A 25,639-nucleotide genomic window follows, 5' to 3' on the forward strand; every position below is an offset into this window, starting at 1 on the left:
ATGACCGACACCACCGCTTCCGGAAAGAAGGTCCGGCACGTCCTGGGCCTGTCCGGCGGCAAGGACTCGTCCGCCCTCGCCATCTACATGCGTGACCGTGTGCCCGAGATGGAGTACTTCTTCTGCGACACCGGCGCCGAGCTGCCTGAGACGTACGAGTACCTCAACAAGCTCGAAGCCGCCGTCGGCAAGCCCATCGTGCGCCTGAACACCGACCGCGACTTCGACCACTGGCTCGAGGTCTACCAGGGCACCCTGCCCAGCCCCCAGATGCGCTGGTGCACCAAGAACCTCAAGATCAAGCCGCTGGAGGAGTGGGTCGGCGACGACGAGGTCATCTCGTACGTCGCCATCCGCGCCGACGAGAACCGCCTCGGCTACGTCAGCACCAAGCCCAACATCACCGCAGTCTTCCCCTTCCGCGAGGACGGCATCGACCGCGACGGCGTCAACCGCATCCTCGACGAGGCCGGCACCGGTCTGCCCGCCTACTACGAGTGGCGCACCCGGTCCGGCTGCTACTTCTGCTTCTTCCAGCGCAAGCACGAGTGGCTCGGCCTCAAGGACCGCCACCCCGAGCTCTTCGACAAGGCCGTCGCCTACGAGGAGAAGGTCCGCCACCAGGACACCGCCATGCAGGGCCGCGACTACACCTGGTCCCAGGGCGAGTCCCTGCACGAGCTCATAGAGCGCCGCGAGGAGATCCAGGCCAAGCACGAGGCCAACCTCGCCCGAGCCGCGAAGCGGGTCAAGCCTAACCGGCCGTTGCTGGAGGTCCTGTCGGACGCCCTCGACGCTGACGACGACGAGGCCGGCTGCTCCGTCTGCCACCTCTAATCGCACAAAGCGACCAAAGTGCCCGGTAGATGACAAGTGCCATCTACCGGGCACTTTTCCGTCTCACAGCTCCAGCTGTCGGTGCTGCGTGTAAGGATGTGTGCGCCCGTCACACACCGTTACCCAGCCGGAGCGAATCAGGAATGGCGACACCCGACACCGTCGCACGAGCGGTCAACCGACACCGCCTGGGCGCCAGTCCCGCTCTCGAGATCCAGCTCGGCATCACACCGATGCTGGACGTGCCGGCTCACCAGGTACTTCAGGACGACCTGGAGCGACTCGCCTCCCCGTGGGAACGGCTCAAAGCGACCGAGGGGATCGTCGATGCGATACCCGACGAGCCGGGCCTCTACATGTTCGTCTGGTCGCCATCGATCAAGCTGACCATGGCGGATCGGACCGCTGCCAGCTTCCACCAGGTCCTCTACATCGGACACGCAGGTGGCGCCGGTCAAATGGGCAACACGCTGAGGAACAGGTACCGCGACTACCGGAAGCACCTGCGCGGCAACCCCGAGAACCTCTGGACCCGCGAGCCGCCGACCAACCGGGAAGACCGCCTGACCCACTACCTCGCTTTGCGTCCCTTGGAGTACTGGTTCGCGACCATCGATGATCGGTCGATGATCAAAAACCTCGAGGACCGCCTGCTTCACCTGTACAACCCGCCCATCAACATCCAGGGCGGCCCCATCCTGCGCGGCCGGATCGCCTCCGTGGGCAAGCCCGCACTCCGCTCCTAGCTCGAACCCGCTTCCTGACACAGAGGTACCTCATGCCGTCCAAGACGTTCGTCCCCGCTTTCGAGGCCAAGGTAGGCAACTGGACCTACTACTCCTGCCTGATGAGCTACGCTCAGGTAGCGCGCGAGATCAACTTCGCACACGAGCTCGGCGGCAACCGGGATCTCGGCACCATGATTCAGCGCGGTGTCGGTGATCGAACGGAGAAGATCACCGAGTACCTGCTCACCAACGAGAACCGCTTCCTCGGAGCGCTCATCATCGCGGTGTGGGGTGGAGATCCCAAGTACCACTCCGTCTCGATGGACGCGGATGACCAGGCCGTCCTTCAGGGCCTGGACCGCAATTTCGGTGTCCTCACCTTCGACGGCACTCAGCAGTTCTTCGCTCTGGACGGCCAGCACCGCCTCAAGGCGATCAAGGAAGCGATCAAGCAGAACCCCGAGCTCGGTCGCGAGGACATCAACGTCATCGTTGTGCCGCACTTCGACACGGAAGAGGGCCGGCGGCGTACCCGTCGGCTCTTCACCAACATCAACCGGAACGCCAAGAGCACTAACCTGCAGGAGAACATCGCTCTCGACGAGGACGACAGCTTCGCCATCCTCACCAGGCGCCTGCTCGACGAAGACGACTTCCTGAAGCGGGAGAAGGTCGTCCTGGTGTTCAGCAAGGTTGGTCAGGACGGGGAGCTCGTGCTGGCCCAGCGCTCCATTACAGCGTCAAGCCCCGCGTGGAGCACGATTGGCGTGCTCTATGACGTCGTCAAGGAGATCGGCTACGACCTCCCCTGCACCAGTGACCAGTCCAACCAGCGAGCAACCGACGACCTCCTCGACCAGAGCTACGAACTCCTCACCGTTCGTCTCCGAGAGTTCCTTGACGCGTGCGGCAACCTGCGTCAGCGCTACCTCGCCTCTGTGTCGCCGAAGGACCTGCGGGCGCCTAAGGGACGGGATGGTGCTGGCCACCCGTTCATGCGGCCGGCGATCCAGGTTCAGGTGGCCAGGGTCGTGCGGCACATCCTGGAGCAGGAGTTGCTGGAGTGGCCGGAGGTCCTGAAGCGCCTGTCGGCCCTCGACTGGAAGATGACCTCGGCGCCGTTCTCGTCGATGTGGATCGAGACGCCCGAAGGCAAGAGCAAGGGCAAGATGGCCAGCGGCAACAACCAGCTCCTGTATGACCTCTTGCAGGTGCACCTCGCGCCGCGTTCCAAGGCCCAGATCACCAGGGCTCTGCGTGCCTATGCCGATGTGATGAAGACCAAGTACCCCGTGCCGGTCGAGGAGCTCTTCGCACTGCTCCCGGTCGACGCAGACTGAGTGAGCGCCTTCTCGGCGGATATCCGTTCAGACGGACGGCGGGGGGGGGGGGGGGGGGGGGACCCACACCCCCCCCCCCCCCCCCCCCCCCCCCCACCCCCCCCCCCCCCCCCCCCCCTCCCCCTCCCCCCCCCCCCCCCCCCCCCCCGGGGTCCGGACCTACTTGGCGTCCGCGGGGATGGTGCCGAGGCGGCCGGCCTGGAAGTCCTCCATGGCCTGCTGGAGCTCGCGGTGGCTGTTCATGACGAACGGGCCGTAGTGGGCGACGGGTTCGCGGATCGGGAGGCCGCCGAGGAGGACGACCTCGAAGTTGTTGTCGCGGGAGTCCTGCTTCTCGTCCGCGCGGATGGTGATCGAGTCGCCGTCGCCGAAGACGACCGCCTGGCCCCGGTGGAACGGACGGTGGTCGGTGCCGGCCGAGCCGCTGCCGGCGAGGTCGTAGGCGAGGGCGTTGAAGTCGGCGCGCCAGGGCAGGGTGATCTGGGCGCCGGGGCTGATCGAGGCGTGGATCATGGTGATCGGGGTGAAGGTGGTGCCCGGGCCCTGGTGGCCGTCCAGCTCGCCGGCGATGACCCGCAGCAGCGCGCCGCCGTCCTCGGTGCTGAGCAGCTTGACGCTGCCGCCGCGGATGTCCTGGTACTTCGGGGTGATCATCTTGTCCGAGGCGGGCAGGCTCACCCAGAGCTGGAGGCCGTGGAAGAGGCCGCTGGACTTCACCAGCGGCTCTGGTCTCCGCTCAGACGGCTCCGGTGCGTGCCAGATCTGTGCCAGAACGGGTGGTGAACGACGGGCAGTAGCGGTCTGCGTCGGGCGTCTGGTGGGTCGACTACGTGGGCATCCGTGCAGGTCAGGGGTGCTTTTCGGCCCGGAGGCCCATAGATTCCCAAGCTTAGAGCGCGAGTTCGATTCTCGTCGCCCGCTCCAGTGGTAGAGCCCCAGGTCGGAGACCTGGGGCTTCTGCGTTTGCCGGGGGCGGTGCAGGCCCTGTGGCGCGTCCGGCGAGCCGGTGGCCGGGATCACAGCGGGCGGCCGGGGCGGCTTCGCCGTCGGCCTTCTGGGGGAGCCGACCGCCGGGTACGGTTTGGCCCATGGATGTTTCCGGAGCAAGCGCCGCCGACCAGGACGGGCTGGCGGCGGCCATCAAGGCCAGTGCGCGTGAACTGCTCGTGAAACTGGGGGCCGGGGGGCTTTCCCTCGACGGCGTCGCCAGAGCGGGCGGCTTCGCCGCCGCCGAGGTGTCGGCCGTCTTCCCGGAGCGGGACGACCTGCTGACCGCGCTGATCATCGACGCCTACAACGAGTCGGCCGCCGCGATGGAACGGGCCGACCAGGACGCCCGGGAGGCGGGCGCGTCGTCGGGTGCGCGGTTCCTCGCGGTCACCCGGGCGCTGCGCGAGTGGTCCTTCGCGAACACCGGTGAGTTCACGCTGATCTACGGTTCGCCCGTGCCGGGGTACCACGCCCCGCAGGACACCGTTCCGGCCGCCGCGCGGACCCCCGCGGTGATGGCCGGCATCGTGCGCTCGGCGCTGGAGGCCGGTGAGCTCACCCCGCCGCGCCGCCCGCTGCCCGGGCCGTCGCTGCTGCTGCCGGAGGCCGTGCAGCTCTTCGGGGGCGCGCCCGGGGCTCCGTTCGCGGACGTCATCGAGCGCGGCATCGTGCTGTGGAGCAACCTCATCGGGCTCCTGGTGTTCCAGGTCTTCAGCCGCACCCACGACAGCGTCCGGGACGAACCGGCGTTCTTCGACTTCGCCATCGCCGTGGCGGCCGAGAGCATCGGGCTCGACGTGCCGCTGGGTGACCACAACGACTAGACCGTCCGTCGGCCGCGGGTGCGGCAGTGGCGGGGAATCAGGCCGTGAATACCACTAGAACCCTCTGTTTCGTCATCGCGGCGCTCTCCTCCTACGCCGCGCTCGCCTACCGGTTGGGCCAGGTCCGGCGCAGCTGGCGGGACGCCGGCTACCGCGTCCTGGTGATCACGCTGCTGCTGCAGTGCCTCACCTTCACGATGGGTGCCGTCGCCATGGGGGGCGGGAGCTTCCTCGGCGTCGGCAACCTCGCGATCCTGTTGATGCACCTGTCGGCGGTCGCCTACTGCGTCTGCGCGCAGATCATCCTGCTGGGGTGGGCGGAGACGGTCGCCGAGGCGGCGGCCCGGAAGACCCGCTACTGGGTGGTCGCGGGCATCGCCCTCAACGTGCTGCTGGTGGTGCTCTTCCTGGTCGCCGACGGCACCCGGCGGCCGGCCACTGACTTCAACACCGGCAGCGGCCAGCCGCTGGTGCTGACCTACCTCCTGGTGTTCATCGTCTCCCAGGCGGTTCCGTGCGTCACCATCTTCCTGCAGTGCGGCCCGTACGCCCGGATGACGGACAACGCGTCCCTGCGGCAGGCCCTGCAGACGCTCTCCGTCGCCACCGTGATCCTGTTCCTCTACTGCACGGCGCGGACGGTCAACATCCTCACCGCCGCGGCGGGGGTCGACATCGGTGTCTGGCAGCTCGCCTCCAACGTCTTCAGCGCGCTGGGCATCGTCACCCTCTCGCTCGGCCTGACCATCACCTCCTGGGGGGCGTCGGCGGCCAAGCTGCTTGATTGGGCCAGGAGTTACCGTTCCTACCGGGTGCTGTACCCGCTCTGGCGGGACCTCTACGAGTCCTCGCCGGACATCGCCCTGGAGCCGCCGCGGCCGGGCGCCACGGTCTCCGACCTCAACTACCGGCTGCACCGGCGGGTGGTCGAGATCCGCGACGGCTGGCGGGAGTTGCGGCCCTACATCGACCGCGCCGTCGGCGGCCCCGACCGCGCCGCCGGCGGCCCCGACCGCGCCGGCACGGGTACGACCGAGGAGGCCCGGCAGGCCCTCGCCGAGGCGGCCCAGATCCGCCAGGCGCTGCGGGCGAAGAGCACCGGCACCATCCCCGCCGACAACAAGGACGCGGGCGACTTCGAGGACCGGGACACCGTCAGTTTCACCGCGGAAGTGGCCTGGCTCACCAAGGTGGCATCCGCCTACAGTAGACTCCGCACCGCGGACTGAGAGCTCCCGCCCGGCCTGAACCCCCGTCAGGCCGGGCGGGTTTCTTCTTCGTTGCCCCCGTTTCGACGGCTCCCCGCACCCCCCGCGGTCGGCCGTCTCCCCCTCGACCGGCTTCCCCGTCCCCAGGTTCCCCCCTGGCGGATCGGCCGCTCGTCCTGTCCGGCCCGGCGGGGACGTCTCCCCCGCCGGGCCGCGCCTGGTCCGGCCCGTCCCCCGAGGGTCGGACCAGGTGGCAGGCCGCAGCCAACTCGGCTACCCCCGTGAGCAAAGTTAGCTGGCAGCTATCTGCGAGGTACACGTTGGCGGAGTCTCGGCCGATTGTCAACTAGCGGCTAATCTGCGAAACTGACGGATAGCTGAGAGCAATACTGGGAGGTGACGGGGGGAGAATCGCAATGTCCGAGACCGACGACCGGCCCGTGTTGGCGGTGCGTCTGGACGACCTCTTCAGAACGGTGCGGCCCAAGGGCCGGCACTGGACCAACGCCGAGGTGGCCGAGGAGCTGAAGCGGGTCAACCCCGAACTCAAGGTCGGGGGTGTCTATCTGTCGCAGCTTCGGACGGGCAAGCGCTCCAACCCCTCACCGGACCTCCTGGCCGCCCTGGCGAAGTTCTTCGGGGTCTCGGTCGCGTACTTCTTCGACGAGCAGGTCGCCGAGTCGGTGCTCAGCCAGGTCGCCGCCATCGAGGCGCTGCGGCAGGCGGGGGTCCGTGCGGTGGCGATGCGGGCCGCCGGGATGAAGAAGGAGAACCTCCAGGCCATCACGGCCATCATGGACCAGTACCGGCAGCTGCAGGGCCTGCCGCCGGTCACCGACCCCGCCAATCCGGAGTGAGGGCCGGCAGGAAGGCCTCGGGGGCGGGGCCGGACCGCCGCAGTCAGCTCAAGCGGCTCCGGAAGGCGGGCGCCGAGAAGATCGCCGAGCTCGGCCTCCCCGAGGTGGCCGACGTGGCCGAACTCTGCCACTACCTCGGGGAGATCCGCGAACGCCCGATCACACTGGTCCCGATGCACATGCCGGCCTCGCACCCGTGCGGCATGTGGGTCGCCGCACGCGACGAAGACCTCATCTTCTACGACGCCAACACGACCAGCACGCATCAGGAGCACATCATCTTGCACGAGCTGGGTCACATCATCTGCTGTCACCGCGGGGCGGGTTGGCTGGACGAGGCGACCGCCCGCCTCCTCTTCCCCAACCTCGACCCCGACCTCGTACGGGACATGCTCCTGCGCGCGACCTACGACGACGTCCAGGAGCAGGAGGCGGAGATCATCGCCTATCTGCTCTCCCAGCGGGTGGGCGGTGTCGCGGAGCCGAGCAGCTCCACGCCGGCCGCCGGGGGCGGGCCGAGCGCGGTGCTCAGCCGGATCGAGCGCACGCTGATCTGAACCCGCGTCGGTCGGACGTCACCCCGCCTGGAACGCCGCTGTTCCGGAACGGACTTGACCCCGAGTCGGGCCGGTCAGGCGTGCACGGCCGCCACCTCCTCGGCGAGGATCGCCACGGCGCGCCGGACGTCGTCCTCGCGGTGCTCGCTGGTGACGAAGAACCGCAGCCTGGAGAGCCCCTCCTCCACGGCGGGGTGGAAGATCGGATCGGCGATGAGGCCCCGCGCGAAGAGCCGGTCCGCGACGCGGAGGGTGTGCGCCGAGTCGCCCAGGATGCACGGCACGATCGGGGTGTGCGCGCTGGAGCCCGTCGCCAGGCCGGCCGCGCGGGCCAGGCCGAGGAACAGCTCGGCGTTGCGCCGCAGGGAGCCGACCCGGCGGGGTTCCGCAGTGATCAGCTCGGTGGCGGCCAGCGCCGCGGCCGCGTTGGCCGGGGTGAGGCCCACGCTGTAGACGAAGCCCGGCAGCGTGTGCCGCAGCCACCGCACCATCCGGGCCGAGCCGCCGAGGTAGCCGCCGCAGCTGGCGAAGGCCTTGGAGAGCGTGCCCATCCACAGGTCCACGTCGGCCCGGTCGACGCCGAAGAACTCGCCCACGCCGCGGCCGCCCGCCCCCACCGTCCCGATGCTGTGCGCTTCGTCGACCAGCAGCAGGGCGCCGTACCGTTTCTTCAGCTCGATCACGGCGGGCAGGTCCACGAGGTCGCCGTCCATGCTGTAGGCGCCCTCGACGGCGATCAGGACCCGCCGGAACCGCGAGCGGTTGAGCCGGAGCATGTGCTCCAGCTGCCCCGTGTCGTTGTGCGCGAACGGGCGCCGTGCGGCCCCGGAGAGCGTGCAGCCCTGCAGGATGCTGTCGTGGGCGAGCGCGTCGTGGATGACGAGGTCACCCGGCCCGACGAGGTGCCCGATCGCGGTGACGTTGGTGGCGTGGCCGCTCACCAGCGTCAGGCAGTCCTGGACGCCGAGGAAGTCGGCCAGCGCCTGCTCCAGCGTCACGGTCAGGTCCCGTTCGCCGGAGAGCACCCGGCTGGCCGAGACCGAGGTGCCGTACCGCTCCACCGCCTCGTGCACGGCCCGGTTGACCGCCGGGTGGCCGGACAGGCCCAGGTAGTTGTAGCTGCCGAAGGACAGGTACGGCCGGCCGCCGATCACCGTGGTGTCGCGGATGTTGCCCTGGTGGACGCGGAAGTACGGCCACTCCGCGCCGCTCGCGGTGATCGTGCCCAGTCGCTCCTCGAACTGCCGCACCTCGGGGAAGTCGTCGACGCTCGCCGTTCCCGGCGACCAGGCCTGCTGAGCCGGCGGTTCCGGCTGCCGGGGCTGGGGCACGTGCATCAGCCGCGGTCGCGGCAGCGGCTCCGGCGGCGGCTCGGACAGTGGCGCCGGCATTGGCCCGCCCGCGGGCGCCGGCAGGTCGGGGTACGGCCGGGTCTCCGGCGTCACGGCCTCCTGCGGCCGGGCCTCCTGCGGACCGTCCAGGTGCGGGCCGACCAGCGCGGACAGGCCCTCGACGGTGACGCCGGGCCCGTAGAGCTCCTCGCTGCGGAAGCCCGGGACGCGCTTGCCGATGTTGACCTCCAGCTCCTGGAGCATCAGGGAGTCGAAGCCGAGGTCGGTCACCAGCGTCATCCGCCCGTCCAGGTCGGAGAGCGGGAAGACGCCGGTCCGCGACACCTCCTCCAGCACGATGGCCGCGGCGGTGGCGTCGGTGGCCCGCACCGGGGCACCGGCCGCCGCAGCCGCGGACCGGGCCACAGGCGCGAGCGGCTCCGCCACGTCGCGCCCCGTCTCCGCCACCACCCAGTGGTGGCGCGGGGCGAGCGGGCTCGGCGGCAGGGTGCTCGGGGGCGTGCGCGCCGTCAGCGGACGGAACCCGGGGCCGGTGACCGCCTGCTCGGCGAGCCCGGCCAGCGCCGCCGTCCGCGCTTCGGCCGGGAGCGAGCCCGGCGCCGGGACGGCCGCCTCGGCCGGCGCGCCGTCCGCGACCGTGCCAGCCAGCTGTCCGGGCCCGAACCTCCCGCTCCGGCCCGACGCCACGGCCTCGGCCGCCGCTACCAGCTTGGCGACGGCGTCCTCGGTGTCCTGCGCCACCAGCGCCAGCCGCTCCGTGAGCGGCGTGCGGCGGGCCAGGGTGTCCGCCACGGCGGCCAGTGGCGGCCGGTCGGCGGTCAGGGTGTCCGCCAGCTCGCGCGCGTAGCGGGCCAGTCCGGCCCGGTCGCGGCCGCTGAGCACCAGCAGCTGCGGCTCGCGGTCCGGCACCGCGGGGGCCGGGGCGGGGGTGCACTCCTCCACCACCAGGTGCACGCCGGTGCCGCCGAAGCCGAAGGCGCTCACGCCCGCCCGGCGCGGCCCACCGGTCGCGGGCCAGCTGCTCGGGACCGTCGCGACGCTCAGCCCCGCGGCGTCCAGCGCGGAGCGGTCGGCCAGGCCGAACTCCGGCTGCGGCGGAACCACTCCGCGGTGCACCGCCAGCACGGTCTTGATCAGCCCGGCGATCCCGGCCGCGTTGAGCGAGTGGCCGAGTACGGCCTTGACCGCGCCGAGGTAGGCGGGTCCGCCGGCGTCGCCGCGAAGTTCGCGCAGGACGCCGATCTCGACCGGGTCGCCGACCGCGGTGCCGGTGCCGTGCGCCTCCAGGTAGCCCACCGAGTCCGGGGTGAGGCCCGCGTCGCGGTAGGCCCGGCGCAGCGCGCGCAGCTGGCCGGCGGCCTGCGGGTGCAGACCGCCCTGCACGGTGCCGTCGTTGGCCGTGCCGACCCCGCGGACCACCGCGTAGACGCGGTCGCCGGCCGCCAGCGCGTCGGCCAGTGGTCGCAGCACCAGGACTCCGGCGCCCTCGCCGAGCACGAAGCCGTCGGCCTCGGCGCCGAACGGCAGGCACTGCCCGCTGCGCGAGACGGCGCCGATCCGGCAGAGCCCGATCAGGAGGTCGGGAGTGAGCATCAGCTGGGCGCCGCCCGCGAGGGCGATCCGGCTGCGGCCCGCGCGCAGGGCGTGCACCGCGTTGGCCACGGCCATCAGCCCGCCGGAGCAGGCGGAGTCCAGCGCGTAGCTCTCGCCGTGCAGGTCGAAGACCGAACTGACGGTGTTGGGGCCCATGTTGAGCAGCAGGCCGGCCACCGAGGAGCCGTGCAGGCCGTCGACCGCGCGGACCGCCTCGCGCAGCCCGGGGTCGGTCGCCCGCGCCCCGAACTCGCCGCCGGCCAGCTGGCGCATCCGGATCTGCATCGCGCTGATGTCGCGGTAGCCGCTCTCGGTGAGCGAGGTGATCACCGAGGTCTCCTCGCGGTCGAAGCCCTCGGCCTCCCACCCCGCGTCCTGGAGCGCCTCGCGGGCGAGGTCGATCAGCAGCCGGTGCTGCGGGTCCATCGACCGGGCGCGGCGCGGCGGGATGCCGTAGTGCGCCGCGTCGAAGTGGCCCACGTCCGGCAGCAGCGCCATCCGGTCGGTGTAGGCCGACGAAGCGTCACGGAAGTTGTCGCTGAGGAAGGCGCCGGCGCGCCACCGGCTGTCCGGCACGGTGGTGAACTGCGCCTGCGGGGCGGTGAGCAACCGCCAGTACTGGTTCAGGTTCCGCGCACCGGGGAACCGGCAGGCCATCCCGACGATCGCGACGTCGTCCCGCCGTGCCGGCCCGGCGCCCGCCGCCTCGTTCGCCGTCGCGCTGCTCATCGGGCGCCGGCCAGGTGCTCTCGCCACCACGCCACGGTCGCCTCGACCTGCTCGGCGACGGGGGTGGGCCGGACCGCGAACTCGGCCTGGTAGGCGGTGGATTCGACGACGAAGGGCGCGTCGAACTGGTAGCGGATCTCCTTGAGTTCGCGCAGCAGCGGGGAGACGAGCCCGGCGAGGCCGAGGACGGCCGGCGGCAGCCGGCGGACGGCCACCGGTCCGGTGCCCGCCTCCGCGGCCAGGCGGTCGACCATCTCCCGGGTGGAGAGCGGGGGTTCGGTCGGGACGTGCCAGGCCCGGCCCCAGGCCCGTTCCTCGCCCGCTATCTCGACCAGGGCGGCGGCGACGTCGGGGAGGTAGGTCCAGCTGTGCGGGGCGTCCGGATCCCCGAGCGTGGAGACCGGCTTGCCGTTCAGCAGCCGGGGCACGACCCGCGCGGCCAGGTGGCCGCCGTCGGTCACGCCGGGCCCGAAGAAGTCGGAGGCCCGTACCTCGACGGCCTTGATCCGGCCCTGTTCGTGCAGACTGCGCGCCTGCTCCCAGACGGCGGTGCGCACCCGGCCCTTGGTGCCGGTGGCCGCGAGCGGCAGTTGCTCGGTGATCGGGCCGGTCACCGGACCGTAGCCGTAGAGGTTGCCGAGCATGACCAGGACGGCCCCGGTCCGCTCGGCCGCCGTGCAGAGGGAGGCGGCCAGCGCCGGCCACTCGTCCGCCCAGCGGTGGTAGGGGGGCGCGGCGCAGCTGTGGATGGCGGTCGCACCCTGCGCGGCCGCGACCAGCCGCTCGGTGTCGGCCGCGTCCACCGCGACGTGTTCGATTCCGGGCTCGGCGCTGCGGCCCGACCTGGTGACGACCCGTACCGAATGACCCTGTTCGGCCAGCAGCCGAGCGGTGGCCGCTCCGGCGGGCCCGAATCCAATGACGACATGAAGGCTCACGCCCGCACACTAACCCGACCGTGTGCAGCTCGTGTCGCAGATGCGTCGGGGCTGTGTGACGGGCTGTCCGGCCGGCGGGGCGGCGGCCGGTGGGGCGGCGGCGCCGGTCGGGGGCGCCGCCCGGCCCGGTTCACGCCGCGGTGAGGAAGTCGCGAACGGTGCTGGCGAAGGCCTCGGCCTGTTCGAACACGACGACGTGGCCGGTGTCGAACTCGGCGTACTCGCTGCCGGCGATGGCCGCGTGCAGGCAGCGGGTGTTCTCCACCGGGATGGTGGCGTCCTGGCGGCAGCCGATCACCAGGGTCGGGGCCTGGACGAGGGGGAGCAGATCGGTGATGTCCAGGCTGAGGTCCAGCGCGATGTGCCGCAGGGTCCCGGGGGTGGGCTGCATGAAGGCGGCGTTGGCCTCGACCGCCTCGCGGCCGATCCGGTTGAGGAAGCCGCGGCTGAAGGCGGTGAGGGTGGCGTAGCGGCCGAAGGCGGCCGGGTCGTCGGCGATGGCCAGCCAGACGGTCATCATGTTGCGCAGGTACTCGTCGGCCGCGTTGATCCAGCCCGCGGCGGCGACCAGCCGGCGGACCTGCTCGGGGCGGCGGGCCGCGGCGGCGGTGGCGACGACCGCGCCCAGCGAGAAGCCGACCAGGTGGACGGGGCCGCGGCCGGCGTCCTCGATGACGGCGTTGACCTGGGCGGCGAGGGTGTCGACGGTCAGCTCGGCGCCGTCGTCCTCGGCGGTCTCGCTGCCGGACAGCTCGGGGAGCAGCACGGTGTAGCGGTCGGTGAAACCGTCCAGCAGGTGGTCCCACATGCCGGAGCCGGGTCCGGTGCCGTGGACGAGGAGCAGGGTCTCGGGGCCGTCGCCCACGATGCGGTAGGGGATGCGGGCGGTGTCGACGGTGACGGCGGGCATGGCGGGTCCTCCGGGAAGGTGGGGCGGGGGGTTCGGCGCGGTCTCGCCGACAAAAGGTAAACTACACGGTGCAGGTTATGGAAGCAACTACACCGTGCAGTGCATGTTTGGTTGCGGCGACCGTCCCGGCATCGAGGGTCGTCGTCGCCGAGGGGCGGGGTGGCCGACCGTCGGGGTGGCGGGGCCCGGATGTGCGGCGAGGGCCGGCCCCGGGGTGGGGTCGGCCCTCGCGGTGGGCGCTGCGGCGCGCGGTCGCGGGTGGGACTCAGCCGTAGAGGCGCAGGAAGGCCTTGATGCCGGCCTTGATGCCGCCCCTCAGGTCCTCCTCGGCGATCGGGACGGCCCCGAAGAAGGTGGCGTCGGCGGCGCCGCTGAAGGTCAGCAGGGTGAACTGGGTCGCGGCCAGGGTGGCGTCCTCGATGTGCAGCAGGCCCTGGTCGGCGAGCCGGCCGAAGTGTGCGGCGAGGTCGCGTTGGGAGGCGAGCGGCCCGGCGTCCAGCCACGCCCGCAGGACGTCCGGGGGGATGTTCGCGGCCTCGGCGCGGATCGTCCGCCCCAGGGCGTAGTGGTCGCCGGCCGTCAGGACGGCCCGGGCGCGGTCGACGGCGAAGGCGGTGAGGTCGGTCTCCAGGTCGACGATCTTGTGCAGGTGCCGGTCGGCCAGGCCGGCGATGACCTCGGTCAGCTCGTCGGCGGTCTCCAGGGCGACGGAGAGGAAGAGCTTCTCCTTGTCGCCGAAGTGGTTGTAGATGGTGCGCTTGGACACCCCGGCCTCGGCGGCGATCGCGTCCACGCTGGCTCGGGTGTAGCCCTCGCGGCCGAAGACCGTGCTCGCGGCGCGGGTGATCGCCTGCCGCTTCGCCGGCATGCGGCGGGAGCCCGCGGCCGGCGCCGGTGCGGTGGGGGTGGTCGGGGCCGCTGAGGTCCCTGAGGTCCCTGGGGTCATCCGGGGGTCGCTCCTTCGCCATTGATTGCACTACCCGGTGCAGTTTACTCTCGGGTCCGGCCGCGGGCGGGTCACGCGTCTGCGCGGGCGGTGGAACTGGCGCCGGGTGCGGTGCCGTCCAGGGAGCAGAAGAAACCGCATGCGGCCCGGGGGTGAACGCCGGGAGAACCACGGAGGTCCCGGTGCAGCCAGGTGGCGCCGAAGCGAACGTCGAGATCCACGCCGGCCGGCCGCGGCGGCCGCTGCGGGCGGCCCCCGTGCCGCCCGCGGAGCCGGTCCACGGCGGGCAGGCCGAGCGGGCCGAGGCCGCCGACCGCTGCGACCGCCTGCTCCGGGACACCCTGGACGCGGTCCGGCCCGAGCTGGCCTGGCGGCAGGGGCCCACCCGGACGGGCACGCGGCTGCTCGCACCCGGATCCGGCCCGGACGACGGAGCCGTGCACTGGTACGTCGCCCGCAGCCTGGACATCGTCACGGTCATCTCGCCCGCGCGCCGGCCGGAGCTGCCGGGCCTGGTGGCGGCGGCCTGGCAGCGCCGGGGCTGGCGGCTCACCTCGGTGAACGCCGGCCGCCCGCTGCCCGGCCTGGCCGCGGTGACCCCGGACGGCTACCGGCTCGGTCTGGAGTTCGGCCCGCTGGGCCGGGCCCGGCTGACGGCGGTCTCGCCGGGGAAGGCCGCCCGGCCGGGCTGGTCCGCCGAGGCCGCCTCCGGTGCTCCGCTCCCGGGAGCCGGCAGTGGCACGGCGGCGCTGCCGCGGATCCGCTGCGCGTTCTGGAGCGCCCTGGGGTGAGCCGGGCGGTACGGCGAGCACGACGCGGGGAGGCGGCGGGAGGTGGCGTCCGCGCGGTCAGCGCAGCAGCCGGCGCTCCTTGGCCACCGCCACCGCGCCCGCGCGGGTGTCGACGCCCAACTTGTCGTAGATCCGCCCCAGATGGGTCTTCACCGTCGCCTCGCTGATGAACAGCGCCCGGGCGATCTCGCGGTTGCCCAGCCCCTGGGCCAGCTGCGCCAGGATGTCCTGCTCCCGATCGGTGAGCTGCGGCAGGGGGGCCCGCATCTGGGCCATCACCCGGGAGGCGACCGGCGGCGAGAGCACGGTACGGCCGCGCGCCGCCGCGTGCACCGCCGCGAACAGTTCCTCCGGCCGCTCGGCCTTGAGCAGGTAACCGGTCGCACCGGCGCCGATCGCGCGCGTGATGTCGGCGTCGGTGTCGTAGGTGGTGAGGACCAGGACGTGCGGGGCGTCGGGGGCCGCGGTGATCCGCCGGGTCGCCTCCACGCCGTCGATGCCCCCGCCGAGCTGCAGGTCCATCAGCACGACCTGGGGAGCCAGCCGGGCGGCCAGCGACACGGCCTCCTCGCCGCTGCTGGCCTCGCCGACCACCTCGATGTCGCCGGCGCTGGCCAGCAGCGCGAGCAGGCCCGCCCGGACGACGGCGTGGTCGTCGCAGACCAGCAGGCGGACGGGCACGGTCACGGGAGCGGTGCTCATCGGGGCTCCAGGGGTTCTCGTCGGGGCTCCAGCGGGACGGCGGCGGAGACCACGGTGCCCTCGCCGGGGGTGCTCTCCACCGTCAGGGTGCCGCCGAGCTGGCGCAGCCGGGCCCGCATCGCGGGCAGCCCGTGGCCGCGCCCGGTCGCGCCGGGCCGGGAGCCGGCCCCGGCTCCCGCTCCTCCGGCGAGTCGGAACCCCCGGCCGTCGTCGGCGATGTCCAGGACGGCCTGGTCGCCGAGGAAGGAGAGGGTCAGCGCGGCCGCCGAGGCGTCCGCGTGCTCCCGGACGTTGGCCAGCGCCCCCTGGGCGATCCGCAGCAGCGCGGACTGCGCGGCGGCGGGCAGCGGCACCGGGGCGCCGTCCAGGTGGAAGCGGACCGGCAGGCCGCTCTCGGCGGACTCCCGTTCGGCGAGCGAGCGCAGCGCCTGGTCCAGCGTCCGGCCGTCGGCGAGCTCGGCCGGGGCGAGGTCGTGGACGAAGCGGCGCGCCTCGGCGAGGTTCCGGGCCGCGACGTCGGCGGCGGTGCGGACGTGCGTGCGGGCCGTCGCCGGGTCGGCGTCCCAGGTCCGGTCCGCCGCCTGGAGCAGCATCTGCTGGCTGGAGAGCCCCTGCGCCAGGGTGTCGTGGATCTCCATCGCCAGCCGCTCGCGCTCGGCCAGGGTGCCCTCCCGCCGCTCGGTCGCGGCGAGTTCGCGCCGGGTGCGGCGCAGGTCGGTGATCAGTGCGCGCTGCCGCTCGGACTGCCGTTCCATGTACAGGAAGACGGCGGTGGCCAGCGCGGCCACCGCGGGCGGCAGCAGCACCAGGTTGGCGTCCACCGGGCCGGGCAGCCGGATCTCGCCGACCACCACCAGCAGGGTCAGCGCCGCCACCAGGGGGATGGCCGCCCGGGCCGGCAGGGTGCGCAGACCCGTGTAGACCAGCGGGACGGCGCACCACGCGAAGCTGGGTGCGAGCAGGACCAGCACCCCCCAGAGCCCGACCACCAGGGCCAGCGGCCAGAGCCGCCGGCGCTGCCCGGGAGCGGGCGGGCGGCGGTGGGCCAGCCAGGAGCCGGCCGGCTGGGCGAGGGCCAGGGCGAGGCTCAGCCCGAGCACCCAGGGGATGCGCGGGTTGTCGGGGTGGTGGCTGAGGAAACGGCTCAGCGAGGTGGCGAGCAGCAGCAGGAAGGCGGAGTCGAGCAGCACGGCCAGCCGGCCCGCGTCCGGGTCGGCGGCGGGCACGTCACCGCTCGCGGCGGCGGTGCGGGGCGGCTGCTCCACGAGGTCGTTCCTCACTCTGCTTCCGGTGCTGCGCGGCCTGGGTGGCCGCTACCGCGGCGGCGTCCGGCGGCTCGGGCGCGTCCGGCCGACGGTGCTCCGCCGGCCGTACCGGCGGCGACGCCGACCTCGCCCGACCCTGCGCCGACCTGCGCCGATCCCTCGATGGTGACCCGGTCGGCCGGGCCGCGCATCAGCCGATCGGTTGACGGGACCGTCATCCATCATGCGCGCCGGCGGCGGCCGGACCGTCGATGCGGCCGAGGGGGCACCGGCCGGAGGATCGACACCGAAGCCGCCGAGCCCGACCCGGCCCCCTGGTTCCGGCCGTGGCCCCGACCGATCCGACGAGGAGCAGGACCATGAAGAAGACCTCCGTGCGCACCCGTGTGCTGACCGGTACCGTCGCCGCCGCCGCGCTGGCCGCCGCCACCGTCGGCGCCGTCTCGGCCAGCGCCGACACCGCGGAGACCCCGGCCGCGGCCTCCGCGGTCAAGGCCGACACCCGGAACGGGAACCTCGCCCAGACCACCGGTCTGACCATCGAGGCCGCCACCAGGGCCGCCCAGGCCACCCTGGACGCGGCCGCCAAGGCCGGCCAGCACGTCTCGGTCGCCGTGGTGGACCGCGACGGCGTGACCCGGGTCCTGCTCAAGGGCGACGGCGCCGGCCCGCAGTCGCCGGAGTCCGCGCAGCGCAAGGCCTTCACCGCCGTCTCCTGGAACGCCCCGACCTCCGAGCTGGCCAGGCGCCTGGCGCAGGCGCCGAACCTCAAGGACATCCCGGGCACGCTCTTCCTGGCCGGCGGTGCGCCGGTGCAGTCGAAGGGCGCTCCGGTCGCCGGGATCGGCGTCGCCGGCGCGCCCGGCGGGGACCTGGACGAGCAGTTCGCGCAGGCCGGCGTCGAGGCGCTCGCGAAGTAGCCGTTCGTCGGGCGGCCGGGCGGTCCGGGACACCCGGTCCTGCCCGGCCGCTTCCGGGTCCGGCTCCGCCCGAGGCGTTCCGGCGGACGGGACCTGGCGAACGGGCGGCGACGAGCGCCGGGACGGGCCCGACCGCCCCGGCGCTCGGGCCCGGCCGGCGGCGCGCAAGAACGCCGCGCTCCGGCGCGCCGCGCCGCTCCGGATCCTGCCGCCGGAGCGCCGCAGCGGCCAGGATGACCCCATGGCACACATGACCGAGGCCGAGTGGCGATCCTTCCTCTCCGCCGGCACCCGCACCGCCAAGATCGCCACCACCCGGGCCGACGGCCGCCCGCACGTCGCGCCGGTCTGGTTCCTGCTGGACGGCGACGAGATCGTCTTCAACACCGGTGCCGCCACCGTGAAGGGCCGCACGCTGGCCCGTGACGGCCGGGTGATGCTCTGCGTGGACGACGACCGACCGCCGTTCTCCTTCGCCCTGGTGCAGGGCACCGCGCGGCTCAGCGACGACCTCACCGAGGTGCGTGCCTGGGCGACCCGGATCGCCGCCCGCTACATGGGCGAGGACCTCGCCGAGCAGTACGGCGCCCGCAACGGCGTCCCGGGCGAACTGCTGGTCCGGGTCGGGATCGAGAAGGTCACCGCGGAACACGGAGTCGCGGACTGAAAACCCGTGCCGCTGTCGGTGGCGCGTGGCAGGCTTCCCGGTATGACGGCGTGGACCCTCAACGACATCGAACGTGCGATCCGCTCCTCCTGGGGCGTCGACACCTGTGCGCCCGAGGACCTGGCCCACTGGCGTCCCGACAATCCCGCCCGCGGACAGTGCGGGGTGACGGCGATGGTGCTGCACGACCTGCTCGGCGGCGAGCTGATGATGGGCGAGGTGCACGTCGGCGGGGTCCGGACGGACCTGCACTGGTGGAACCGGTTCGCGACCGGCTTCGAGGTCGACCTGACCCGGGAGCAGTTCGGCCCGGAGGAACGCGTCGGTCCGGGCCGTCCGGTCGCCCGCCCGCAGCGCCCCGGCCGGCTCCAGGCCCAGTACGAGCTGCTGCGCCGCCGGGTGGTCGCCCAGTTGGAGGCCGACCGGCGTGGCGACGCCCCCGCCGTCGCGCTCGCCCAGCGGGCCTGCGCCTGAGCCGGTGAGCCGGTGAGCCGGGGTCGGCCCCTGGGCCGCGACCGCGACCGGCCCCGGCGGGCCGCGACCGGGCCTGCCGCACGGGCACCGCACCCCGGGCCGAAAGTGCCCGGGTCGGGATCGCGCCACCGGCCGGAGTTCGCGTACTGTTCCGCGGACGTGTACCGGTCATGCCAGGTGCCTGGCGGTCGTGATCAAAAGCCCTTTCTGGTAACAGAGTTGGACCAAACGGACGGGCGTGGGGGTGCGGGCGGGAAACAAGAGGGGTACCCGCCTTCCGGAGTGGCCGATTCCTTCGGTAGTCTCCGTCGGACTTTCAGCTCGCGGGGGGTTTGCTGTTCGGACAGCCGTGCCCGCCGCTTCCCGGGCCGCGCCCGGACTCTCTCGTGAGGTCTCCTTGTCCAAGTCCATACGCCGCAGTTTCGCCCTCGCCGGCGCCGCCGCGCTCGCCTCCTCGATGGTGCTGGCCGGCGCCCAGGGCGCCGTGGCCGCCGGCACCACGGGTTCGTCGGCCGCCGCCGCACCGCAGGCTGACAAGGCCGCGCACAACGCGCTCGACCTGTCCGTCGCCGGGGTGCCGAGCACCTTCATCGCGGGCGGCGAGTCCAAGCAGTTCACCTTCAAGGTCGACAACGCGACCAAGCACGACGTCGTGTTCTACCCCTTCCTCAAGTTCAAGAACCGTCCGGGCAGCCTGGAGGCCGACCACCTCAAGGTCGAGTACCAGCTGCCCGGCGGCTCGTGGCTGCCGGCCGGTGTCGCTCCCGGTGGCGGCGACACCGACGACGACGCGGTGCTCATCATGCTCGCCGGCGTGGACGGCGACGGCAACGTGGACGGCGGCTCCCTGCTCGCGGTCAACCGCGGCAAGAGCCTGAACATCACCGTCCGCGTCTCCTTCACCGACGACGCGCCGCTCGGCAAGGCCGGCGTGGTGCCGGTGGTCTTCTCCGAGCAGCTCGACGACGAGACCGGCGAGGCGGTCGGCAACGGCCACTTCAGCTGCGACGGCATCAAGGGCGCCGGCTTCACCATCAAGTCCGGCGGCGGCAAGCCGAGCCCGACCGGCAAGCCCACCACGGCGAAGCCCACCACCGCCAAGCCGAGCCCGACCGCGACCAAGCCGACCGGCAGCCCGACGGCGAGCCAGTCGCCGACCGCGACCGCCACGCCGAGCGCGTCCACGTCGCCGACCGCCACCGCGACCGCCACGGCGACCACGTCGGCCACCCCGTCGGCCACGGCGACCCCGTCCACCACGGCCTCGCCGTCGGCGACCACCTCGCCGACCACCGCGCCGACCGAGACCGGCCCGGCGACCTCGGCGCCGGCGACCTCCCCGGCCGCCACCGCCCCGGGCGCCACCACCTCGGCCGGCCCGCAGGAGCCGATCGACTTCCCGGTCGCCGTGCCGAACGTGACGCCTCCGAAACTCACCCCGGCCGCCGTCTCCGGGGCCAAGGCCGCCGCGGACAAGGCGCTGGCGACCACCGGTGGCGGTGACAACACCACCGCCATCGCGATCGCCGGCGGTGCCGTCCTCGCGGCCGGTGCCGGCACCCTCCTGGTGCTCCGCCGCCGCAAGTCGACCCAGCAGGGCTGAGCCCGGGCCGCCGCAACCACGGCGGCCCCGGCCCGGGGCCGAGCCCCGTCCCGACCCGCGTGCCCCTGGTGCGTCCGTTCGCCGGACGCGCCAGGGGCACGGTCGTTCCTCCACCGGGCGGACGGCGGGAGTTCCACGACCTGGCCTAGGATGACCGGCCGGGCCGCCCCGCGGGCCGCCGGCGCGCGGCTACCGGGGGCCGGGGACCAGGTCGCGCGCGCCCTCCCGGACGGAGGCCGTCCGGTCGGACCGGCCGAACAGGAGCGCGGCCAGCGCCACACCGGCCGCCGCACCGGCCGCCTGGGCGAGCACGAACCCGGGGACGGAGCCGGCGGCGATCCCGGTGTAGCTGTCGGTCAGGGCCCGCCCCACGGTGACCGCCGGATTGGCGAACCCGCCCGAGGAGGTGGCCCAGCAGGCGGCACCGGCCCAGAGGCCGACCGCGGCCGGCACCGGCCCGCCGCGCCTGCTGCGGTCGAGGCCGGACACCACCAGGAGCAGGGTGCCGGTGGCCACCACCTCGCCGAGCCAGAGCGCACCGCCGTCCCGGGCCTGCCCGGACGGCTCGGCGAACGGCCGCTCGAACATCACGTTGGCCAGGCCCGTCCCGAGCACCGCGCCGGCGGTCTGCGCGGCGGTGTAGGCGCCGAGCTCGCGCAGGCCCGGCCCCTCGCCGGCACGCCGACCGGCCCACCACGCGCCCGCCGTCACCAGCGGGTTGAAGTGCCCGCCGGAGACCGGACCGAGCAGCCCGATCAGTACCGCCAGGGCGATCGCCGAGGCGCCGACGTTGGCGAGGAACCGCACCCCGCCGTCCTCGGTGAGCGCGGCGGCCCGGACGCCCGAGCCGACCACCACGGCGGCCAGCGCCGCCGTGCCGACCGCCTCCGCGGCCAGCCGTCGCCTCAGGGGCGGAGAGATCGTGGTCATGGCGACATGGTCGCGGCCGCAGTCCGGCCCGGCAATTGGCGGCTTCGTCCAATCCGCGTCCGGCCCGGGCACCCCCGCTCGGAGACTCGCACGGGACCGTCGACCGCCGGGGCGGACGGGACCGGTGAAACTGGCTTGACCCTCACGCAGCGGGAGGGCGGAGGCTCGTGGTCAGCACGAAGGGAGCCCCACATGAGGGAGCGGATCGTCGGAGGGTGCGCATGAGCGGCGGCTACTCGGTCGGGCAGGTGGCGGGGATCGCCAGGGTGACCGTCCGGACCCTGCACCACTACGACGAGATCGGACTGCTGTCCCCCGAGGGCCGTACCCGGGCCGGCTACCGCCGGTACCGGGACGCCGACCTCGACCGGCTGCAGCAGATCCTGTTCTACCGCGAGCTCGGGTTCCCCCTGGAAGAGATCGCGGCCATCCTGGACGACCACTCGGTCAGCCCGAGCGAGCACCTGCGGCGCCAGCACCGACTGCTGAGCGAGCGCATCGCCCACCTCCAGGAACTGGCCGCGGCCGTCGAACACGCCATGGAGGCACAGAAGATGGGAATCCAGCTGACCCCGGAGGAGAAGTTCGAGGTCTTCGGCGACGCCTACCGCGAGGGGTGGGAGGCCGAGGCCGAGCAGCGCTGGGGCGACACCGCGGCCTGGGCCCAGTCCCAGCGCCGCACCGCCGGCTACGGCAAGACGGACTGGCAGCGGATCAAGGCCGAGGCGGACGCCCTGAACGACCGCCTGGCCGCCGCGTTCACCGCCGGCGAGCCCGCCGACGGCGGCCCGGCCATGGACCTCGCCGAGGTCCACCGGCAGCACATCGTCGACAACTTCTACGACTGCACCTTCGAGATCCACCGGTGCATCGCGGGGATGTACGTCGCCGACCCCCGGTTCACCGAGGTCTACGAGCAGCTCGCCCCCGGGCTCGCCCGGTGGCTGCACGACGCCATCCTCGCCAACGCGGCCTTCCGCACGGGCGAGCAGGGCTGACGCGGAAGGTCCGCCGCGGCTCGGCTGCGGGACGGGCCGGGCGGCCTGCTCAGGCGACGCCGCGGCCGAACGAGCGGCGGTAGGCGGTGGGGGAGGTCCGCATCACCCGCCCGAAGTGGTGGCGGAAGGTCGCGGCGCTCTCGAAACCGACCGCCACGGCGATCTCCTCCACCGAGCCGTCGGGCGATTCCAGCAGGGGGAGGCTGGCCGCGATGCGCTGGGTGACGACCCAGCGCATCGGGCTGGTGCCGTTGCGCGCGGTGAAGTGGCGCAGGTAGGAGCGGTCGGACATCCGTGCGGCACGGGCGAGCACGGAGACGGTCAGCGGCGACGACAGGTGGTCCAGCGCCCACTGCATCGAGCGCGCGACGCCGTCGTCCTCCTCCTCGACCGGCCGGATCGCGGCCTCGATGAACTGGGCCTGCCCGCCGTCCCGGTGCGGCGGCACGACGAAGCGGCGGGCGACGCTGTTGGCCACCTTGGCGCCGTGGTCGCGGCGGACCAGGTGCAGGCAGAGGTCGATCCCTGCGGCGCTTCCGGCGCTGGTCAGCACCGAGCCGTTGTCCACGTAGAGCACGTCGGGGTTGACCCGCACCGACGGGTACCGCTGTTGCAGCAGTTCCGCGTACCGCCAGTGGGTGGTGGCCTCGTGCCCGTCCAGCAGCCCGGCGGCGGCCAGGGCGAACGCACCCGAGCAGATCGACACGATCCGGGCGCCGCGCTCGTGCGCCGTCCGCAGGGCGGCGACCAGGCCGGGGGAGACTCCCCCGGCCGGGCGGCCGGGAGGTGCCCCCGCGCCGCCGAGGGCGATCGGAACCCCGGGGATCACCACGGTGTCGGCGGCGGCGAGTTCGTCCAGCCCGTGCCGGGCCGTCAGGGAGAAGCCGCCGACCGCGTCGAGCTCGGTGCCGGGCCGGTCGGCGCAGACCTTCAAGCCGTACCAGGGCGCCGCCAGCAGCCCGGTCAGCTCCGGCCGAGCCAGCCCGAACACCTCCACCACCACGCCGAGTTCGAACGGCGTCATGCCGGCGAAGGCGTACACCGCGACGTCGTGAACCGGCTCGGGCCGCCGGCCGATGGCGACGGCCACCGGTCCGGAGTGGCTCTGTCGGGCCATGGGAACCCCCTGCTGACGGGTGGCGGAATGCCGGTGAGTGTAGCCCTTCCGGCCGCCGCGGATTTCCTCGGAACCCGGCTGCAACCTCCGCGCCCCCCACACGTCCATCACTACGGGGGGCGGAAGCGGTCGGAGAACCTGGCGCTGGCATGATTCCGCTGATCACGAACTTGATCAAGGGTTCTGACGGGCCGACGGAAAGCCGATCACGTCCTGGGGGAAAGCAGAACGTACATGTCCATGGCCATCGGTCCGATAGCGGGACCGGGGAGAGGGCGGGGCATCCTCGCCGGAGCGGTCGGGCTGCTGTTCGGCGTCCGGGAGGCCGGCCGGGCGGCCGACCTCCCGGACGGGGAGCCGGAGGCGGCCCAGCGCCGCTCCGGCTTCCGGCTGCTGCGCGGTGGCCGGAAGCAGACCGAGGACCGGCCCACGCTGACCGACCTCTACCACGCGCACCGGCTCGGTCTGGTGCGGATGGCGGTGCTCCTGGTCGACCATCAGGACCTCGCCGAGGACGTCGTGCAGGAAGCCTTCACCCAGCTCTACCAGCGCCACGGAGAGCACCTCGACGATCTGGACAACGCCCTCGGGTACCTGCGGACCTCGGTGGTCAACGGTGCCCGGTCCATGCTGCGCCGCCGCAAGACCGCGCGTGAGTACGTTCCGCCGCACGAGGCGGACGCGCCGTCCGCCGAGGACCACGCCGTCCTCAACGACGAGCACCGGCGGGTGCTCGTGGCGATGCAGGAGCTGACCCCGCGCCAGCGGGAAGTGCTGGTGCTGCGCTACTGGTCCGACATGTCGGAGGCGCAGATCGCCGAGACCCTGGGGCTGTCCCGGGGTGCCGTGAAGTCCACCGCCAGCCGGGCTCTGGACGCCTTGGAGAAGCACCTGGAGAAGGTTCGATGACCGACAAGAATCCCCGCCTGCCCGGCGGCGGTGCCGATCCGGGCGAGAGCCCGATGGAGCGGCTGCTGCGCGAGGCGATGAACGCCCGCGCCGCGCAGATCACCGCGCACGACCTGCGCCCGGCCGATCCTCCCAGCCGAAGAATGCGCAGGCTGCGGCCGGTCTACCTGGCCGTGGTGCCGGCGTTCGCCCTGGCCGCGGCGCTGGCCGTCGGCGTGCTCGGCTTCCGCGCCGAAGACGTCGCCGACCACCGGACGCCGAACCCGGCCGCCACCCTGACCACTTCGTCCGCCAGTCCGTCCCCCACGGCGCCCGCGACCCCGTCCCCCACGGCGACCGTGACCGGTTCCCCGTCGCCGTCCGCCACGGCCGACGAGGAGCCGGACGTTCCGGCCGGCCGGCCCAGCGGCGCCCCGGCGACCGGCTCCTCGACCAGCGCGCCCGCCACCTCCGGGACGGCGACCCAGGTCACCTTCCGCGGCGTGAAGTTCAAGGCCCCGGCGGGCTGGCGGGTCCTGGAGCCGCGAGCGGGCGCCCTGAGCGTGTGCGTGCTGAGCCCGGGAGCACCGCAGCCGGGTACGGAGGACGACTGCATTCCCTACGGGGTGCTCCTGACCTCCTACAACACGGCGGACGAGGTCGACCACGCGCTCTGGCCGTCCCTGTACTTCCTCAGGTCGGACAGCGGATGGTCCCCCCAGCCGTCCTGCCCGGTCTGGGGGAAGCAGTACGTGCCCGTCCCTGCGGACAAGATCACCAGCTCCGCCACCCGCACCAGGGACATCGTGGCCGGCCGGCCCGTCTACAAGACGCAGTGGCAGGTCACCTGCAACGGCGCGGACAGGTTCACCGCCCAGATGTGGGGTCTGGACAAGGACCAGGTCTTCGTCTCCGCGATCGGCCTCAAGTCCGACTACCAGGCCGGCCTGGTCTCGATGCTCGACAGCATCGACCTGAGCGGGCGCCAGGCGCCGTCGGCGCGCGCCAACCAGAACGACATCGGCATCACCGTGGAGGGCCTCGGTACGGGCCAGCAGGTGCCCAACGACGGTACGCCGGTGACCTTCTCGGTGACGTACAAGAACACCAGCCAGACCGACTACGCCAAGGTCCAGCCGTTCGTGATCACCGAGCACTACGCGGGCACGCCGGTCTCCGACGCTCCGGTGGCCGAGAACTCCGGCAAGCTGGAGCGCCAGGACGGTGACACCTGGACGCAGGTGGCGATCTCCGAGGGCAGCGACACGGGCTACGCCGCCGCCGATCCGAAGTCGCTGTTCCCGCTGGCCCCCGGGCAGAGCAGGACGGTCAAGTTCCGCCTCACGATGGACCACGACGCCGGGCCCGGCGTGATGCCGGTGACGGTCAAGGCCACGCTGCCCTACAACGGCAGCGGTGCGTTCACCTCGATCGGCGAGCACAGCATCCCGGTCCGCGTGGTGGCCAAGTAGCGC

The 25,639-nt window shown here is 73.0% G+C and carries 23 protein-coding genes and 1 pseudogene; 15 read left to right on the forward strand and 9 right to left on the reverse strand.

Going from position 1 to position 25,639, the window contains the following annotated elements; translation table 11 throughout:
• The 3 genes from ACF9IK_RS18340 (at position 1) to ACF9IK_RS18350 (ending at position 2,905) form a co-directional block, all read left to right on the forward strand.
• On the forward strand, positions 1-837 hold the full coding sequence (locus tag ACF9IK_RS18340) for a phosphoadenosine phosphosulfate reductase family protein (protein ID WP_395295271.1): 837 nt from the start codon (positions 1-3) through the stop codon (positions 835-837).
• A gap of 143 nt (positions 838-980) precedes the next feature.
• The gene (locus ACF9IK_RS18345; protein ID WP_395295272.1) at positions 981-1,583 is read left to right on the forward strand and encodes a hypothetical protein; all 603 of its coding nucleotides are present in this window, start codon (positions 981-983) and stop codon (positions 1,581-1,583) included.
• Between the two features lie 32 nt (positions 1,584-1,615).
• Entirely contained in the window at positions 1,616-2,905 is a 1,290-nt protein-coding gene (locus ACF9IK_RS18350; RefSeq protein WP_395295273.1) for a DNA sulfur modification protein DndB, read from the forward strand.
• Between the two features lie 159 nt (positions 2,906-3,064).
• Here ACF9IK_RS18350 and ACF9IK_RS18355 read toward each other — a convergent pair.
• Positions 3,065-3,643: pseudogene (locus ACF9IK_RS18355) on the reverse strand (pirin family protein); the annotation flags it as partial.
• A 350-nt stretch (positions 3,644-3,993) separates the two neighbouring features.
• Between ACF9IK_RS18355 and ACF9IK_RS18360 the strand changes: the two are divergent.
• From ACF9IK_RS18360 to ACF9IK_RS18375, 4 genes are all read left to right on the forward strand, one after another.
• Entirely contained in the window at positions 3,994-4,719 is a 726-nt protein-coding gene (locus ACF9IK_RS18360; protein WP_395295274.1) for a WHG domain-containing protein, read from the forward strand.
• 44 nt (positions 4,720-4,763) lie between these two features.
• The gene (locus ACF9IK_RS18365) at positions 4,764-5,948 is read left to right on the forward strand and encodes an MAB_1171c family putative transporter (RefSeq protein WP_395295275.1); all 1,185 of its coding nucleotides are present in this window, start codon (positions 4,764-4,766) and stop codon (positions 5,946-5,948) included.
• A 395-nt stretch (positions 5,949-6,343) separates the two neighbouring features.
• Positions 6,344-6,784: a helix-turn-helix domain-containing protein gene (locus ACF9IK_RS18370; protein ID WP_238860277.1), complete on the forward strand. Its 441-nt coding sequence runs from the start codon at positions 6,344-6,346 to the stop codon at positions 6,782-6,784.
• On the forward strand, positions 6,781-7,341 hold the full coding sequence (locus ACF9IK_RS18375) for a toxin (RefSeq protein ID WP_395295276.1): 561 nt from the start codon (positions 6,781-6,783) through the stop codon (positions 7,339-7,341). The genes ACF9IK_RS18370 and ACF9IK_RS18375 overlap by 4 nt, the downstream gene beginning before the upstream one ends.
• A gap of 74 nt (positions 7,342-7,415) precedes the next feature.
• Here the strand turns inward: ACF9IK_RS18375 and ACF9IK_RS18380 are convergent, their stop codons facing one another.
• The 4 genes from ACF9IK_RS18380 to ACF9IK_RS18395 form a co-directional block, all read right to left on the reverse strand.
• Positions 7,416-11,015: an aminotransferase class I/II-fold pyridoxal phosphate-dependent enzyme gene (locus ACF9IK_RS18380; protein WP_395295277.1), complete on the reverse strand. Its 3,600-nt coding sequence runs from the start codon at positions 11,013-11,015 to the stop codon at positions 7,416-7,418.
• Positions 11,012-11,953 carry an NAD-dependent epimerase/dehydratase family protein gene (locus ACF9IK_RS18385; RefSeq protein WP_395295278.1) on the reverse strand — a complete coding sequence of 314 codons (942 nt, stop codon included), beginning with the start codon at positions 11,951-11,953 and terminating at the stop codon, positions 11,012-11,014. Before ACF9IK_RS18385 ends, ACF9IK_RS18380 begins: the two co-directional genes overlap by 4 nt.
• A 130-nt stretch (positions 11,954-12,083) precedes the next feature.
• Complete coding sequence (locus tag ACF9IK_RS18390) at positions 12,084-12,863, reverse strand: alpha/beta fold hydrolase (RefSeq protein ID WP_395295279.1); 780 nt, start codon at positions 12,861-12,863, stop codon at positions 12,084-12,086.
• Between the two features lie 265 nt (positions 12,864-13,128).
• The gene (locus ACF9IK_RS18395; RefSeq protein WP_395295280.1) at positions 13,129-13,731 is read right to left on the reverse strand and encodes a TetR/AcrR family transcriptional regulator; all 603 of its coding nucleotides are present in this window, start codon (positions 13,729-13,731) and stop codon (positions 13,129-13,131) included.
• A gap of 260 nt (positions 13,732-13,991) precedes the next feature.
• Between ACF9IK_RS18395 and ACF9IK_RS18400 the strand changes: the two genes are divergently transcribed.
• Positions 13,992-14,600 (forward strand): hypothetical protein, encoded by a 609-nt coding sequence (locus ACF9IK_RS18400; protein ID WP_395295281.1) that lies wholly within the window; start codon positions 13,992-13,994, stop codon positions 14,598-14,600.
• Positions 14,601-14,657: 57 nt separating this feature from the next.
• On the opposite strand, the gene ACF9IK_RS18405 is transcribed toward ACF9IK_RS18400, so the two are convergent.
• On the reverse strand, positions 14,658-15,302 hold the full coding sequence (locus ACF9IK_RS18405; RefSeq protein WP_395295282.1) for a response regulator: 645 nt from the start codon (positions 15,300-15,302) through the stop codon (positions 14,658-14,660).
• A complete protein-coding gene (locus ACF9IK_RS18410) occupies positions 15,299-16,567 on the reverse strand; it encodes a sensor histidine kinase (RefSeq protein WP_395295283.1) in 1,269 nt (422 codons plus the stop codon). Before ACF9IK_RS18410 ends, ACF9IK_RS18405 begins: the two co-directional genes overlap by 4 nt.
• A 359-nt stretch (positions 16,568-16,926) precedes the next feature.
• On the opposite strand from ACF9IK_RS18410, the gene ACF9IK_RS18415 reads away from it, so the two are divergent.
• The 4 genes from ACF9IK_RS18415 to ACF9IK_RS18430 all read left to right on the forward strand — a co-directional run bounded on the left by ACF9IK_RS18415 (position 16,927) and on the right by ACF9IK_RS18430 (position 20,231).
• Positions 16,927-17,487, forward strand: coding sequence for a GlcG/HbpS family heme-binding protein (locus tag ACF9IK_RS18415; RefSeq protein WP_395295284.1), 561 nt, complete (start codon positions 16,927-16,929; stop codon positions 17,485-17,487).
• A 250-nt stretch (positions 17,488-17,737) separates the two neighbouring features.
• Positions 17,738-18,154 (forward strand): PPOX class F420-dependent oxidoreductase, encoded by a 417-nt coding sequence (locus ACF9IK_RS18420; protein ID WP_395298611.1) that lies wholly within the window; start codon positions 17,738-17,740, stop codon positions 18,152-18,154.
• 42 nt (positions 18,155-18,196) lie between these two features.
• The gene (locus tag ACF9IK_RS18425; RefSeq protein WP_395295285.1) at positions 18,197-18,628 is read left to right on the forward strand and encodes a YunG family protein; all 432 of its coding nucleotides are present in this window, start codon (positions 18,197-18,199) and stop codon (positions 18,626-18,628) included.
• A gap of 397 nt (positions 18,629-19,025) precedes the next feature.
• Complete coding sequence (locus ACF9IK_RS18430; RefSeq protein ID WP_395295286.1) at positions 19,026-20,231, forward strand: LPXTG cell wall anchor domain-containing protein; 1,206 nt, start codon at positions 19,026-19,028, stop codon at positions 20,229-20,231.
• A gap of 189 nt (positions 20,232-20,420) precedes the next feature.
• Here ACF9IK_RS18430 and ACF9IK_RS18435 read toward each other — a convergent pair whose 3' ends face one another.
• Positions 20,421-21,161, reverse strand: a complete 741-nt coding sequence (locus tag ACF9IK_RS18435) for an aquaporin (protein ID WP_395295287.1) — start codon at positions 21,159-21,161, stop codon at positions 20,421-20,423.
• A 221-nt stretch (positions 21,162-21,382) separates the two neighbouring features.
• On the opposite strand from ACF9IK_RS18435, the gene ACF9IK_RS18440 reads away from it, so the two are divergent.
• Positions 21,383-22,159 carry a MerR family transcriptional regulator gene (locus tag ACF9IK_RS18440; RefSeq protein ID WP_395295288.1) on the forward strand — a complete coding sequence of 259 codons (777 nt, stop codon included), beginning with the start codon at positions 21,383-21,385 and terminating at the stop codon, positions 22,157-22,159.
• 49 nt (positions 22,160-22,208) lie between these two features.
• Here the strand turns inward: ACF9IK_RS18440 and ACF9IK_RS18445 are convergent, their stop codons facing one another.
• Positions 22,209-23,276 carry a helix-turn-helix domain-containing protein gene (locus ACF9IK_RS18445; protein ID WP_395295289.1) on the reverse strand — a complete coding sequence of 356 codons (1,068 nt, stop codon included), beginning with the start codon at positions 23,274-23,276 and terminating at the stop codon, positions 22,209-22,211.
• A gap of 234 nt (positions 23,277-23,510) precedes the next feature.
• Between ACF9IK_RS18445 and ACF9IK_RS18450 the strand changes: the two genes are divergently transcribed.
• Together ACF9IK_RS18450 and ACF9IK_RS18455 are read left to right on the forward strand one after the other, a co-directional pair.
• Positions 23,511-24,185: an RNA polymerase sigma factor gene (locus ACF9IK_RS18450; RefSeq protein ID WP_395295290.1), complete on the forward strand. Its 675-nt coding sequence runs from the start codon at positions 23,511-23,513 to the stop codon at positions 24,183-24,185.
• On the forward strand, positions 24,182-25,636 hold the full coding sequence (locus tag ACF9IK_RS18455; protein WP_395295291.1) for a hypothetical protein: 1,455 nt from the start codon (positions 24,182-24,184) through the stop codon (positions 25,634-25,636). The genes ACF9IK_RS18450 and ACF9IK_RS18455 overlap by 4 nt, the downstream gene beginning before the upstream one ends.
• Positions 25,637-25,639 lie beyond the last annotated feature (3 nt).

The sequence above is a fragment of the Kitasatospora hibisci genome (genome assembly GCF_043950205.1).
Taxonomy (GTDB): Bacteria; Actinomycetota; Actinomycetes; order Streptomycetales; family Streptomycetaceae; genus Kitasatospora; species Kitasatospora hibisci.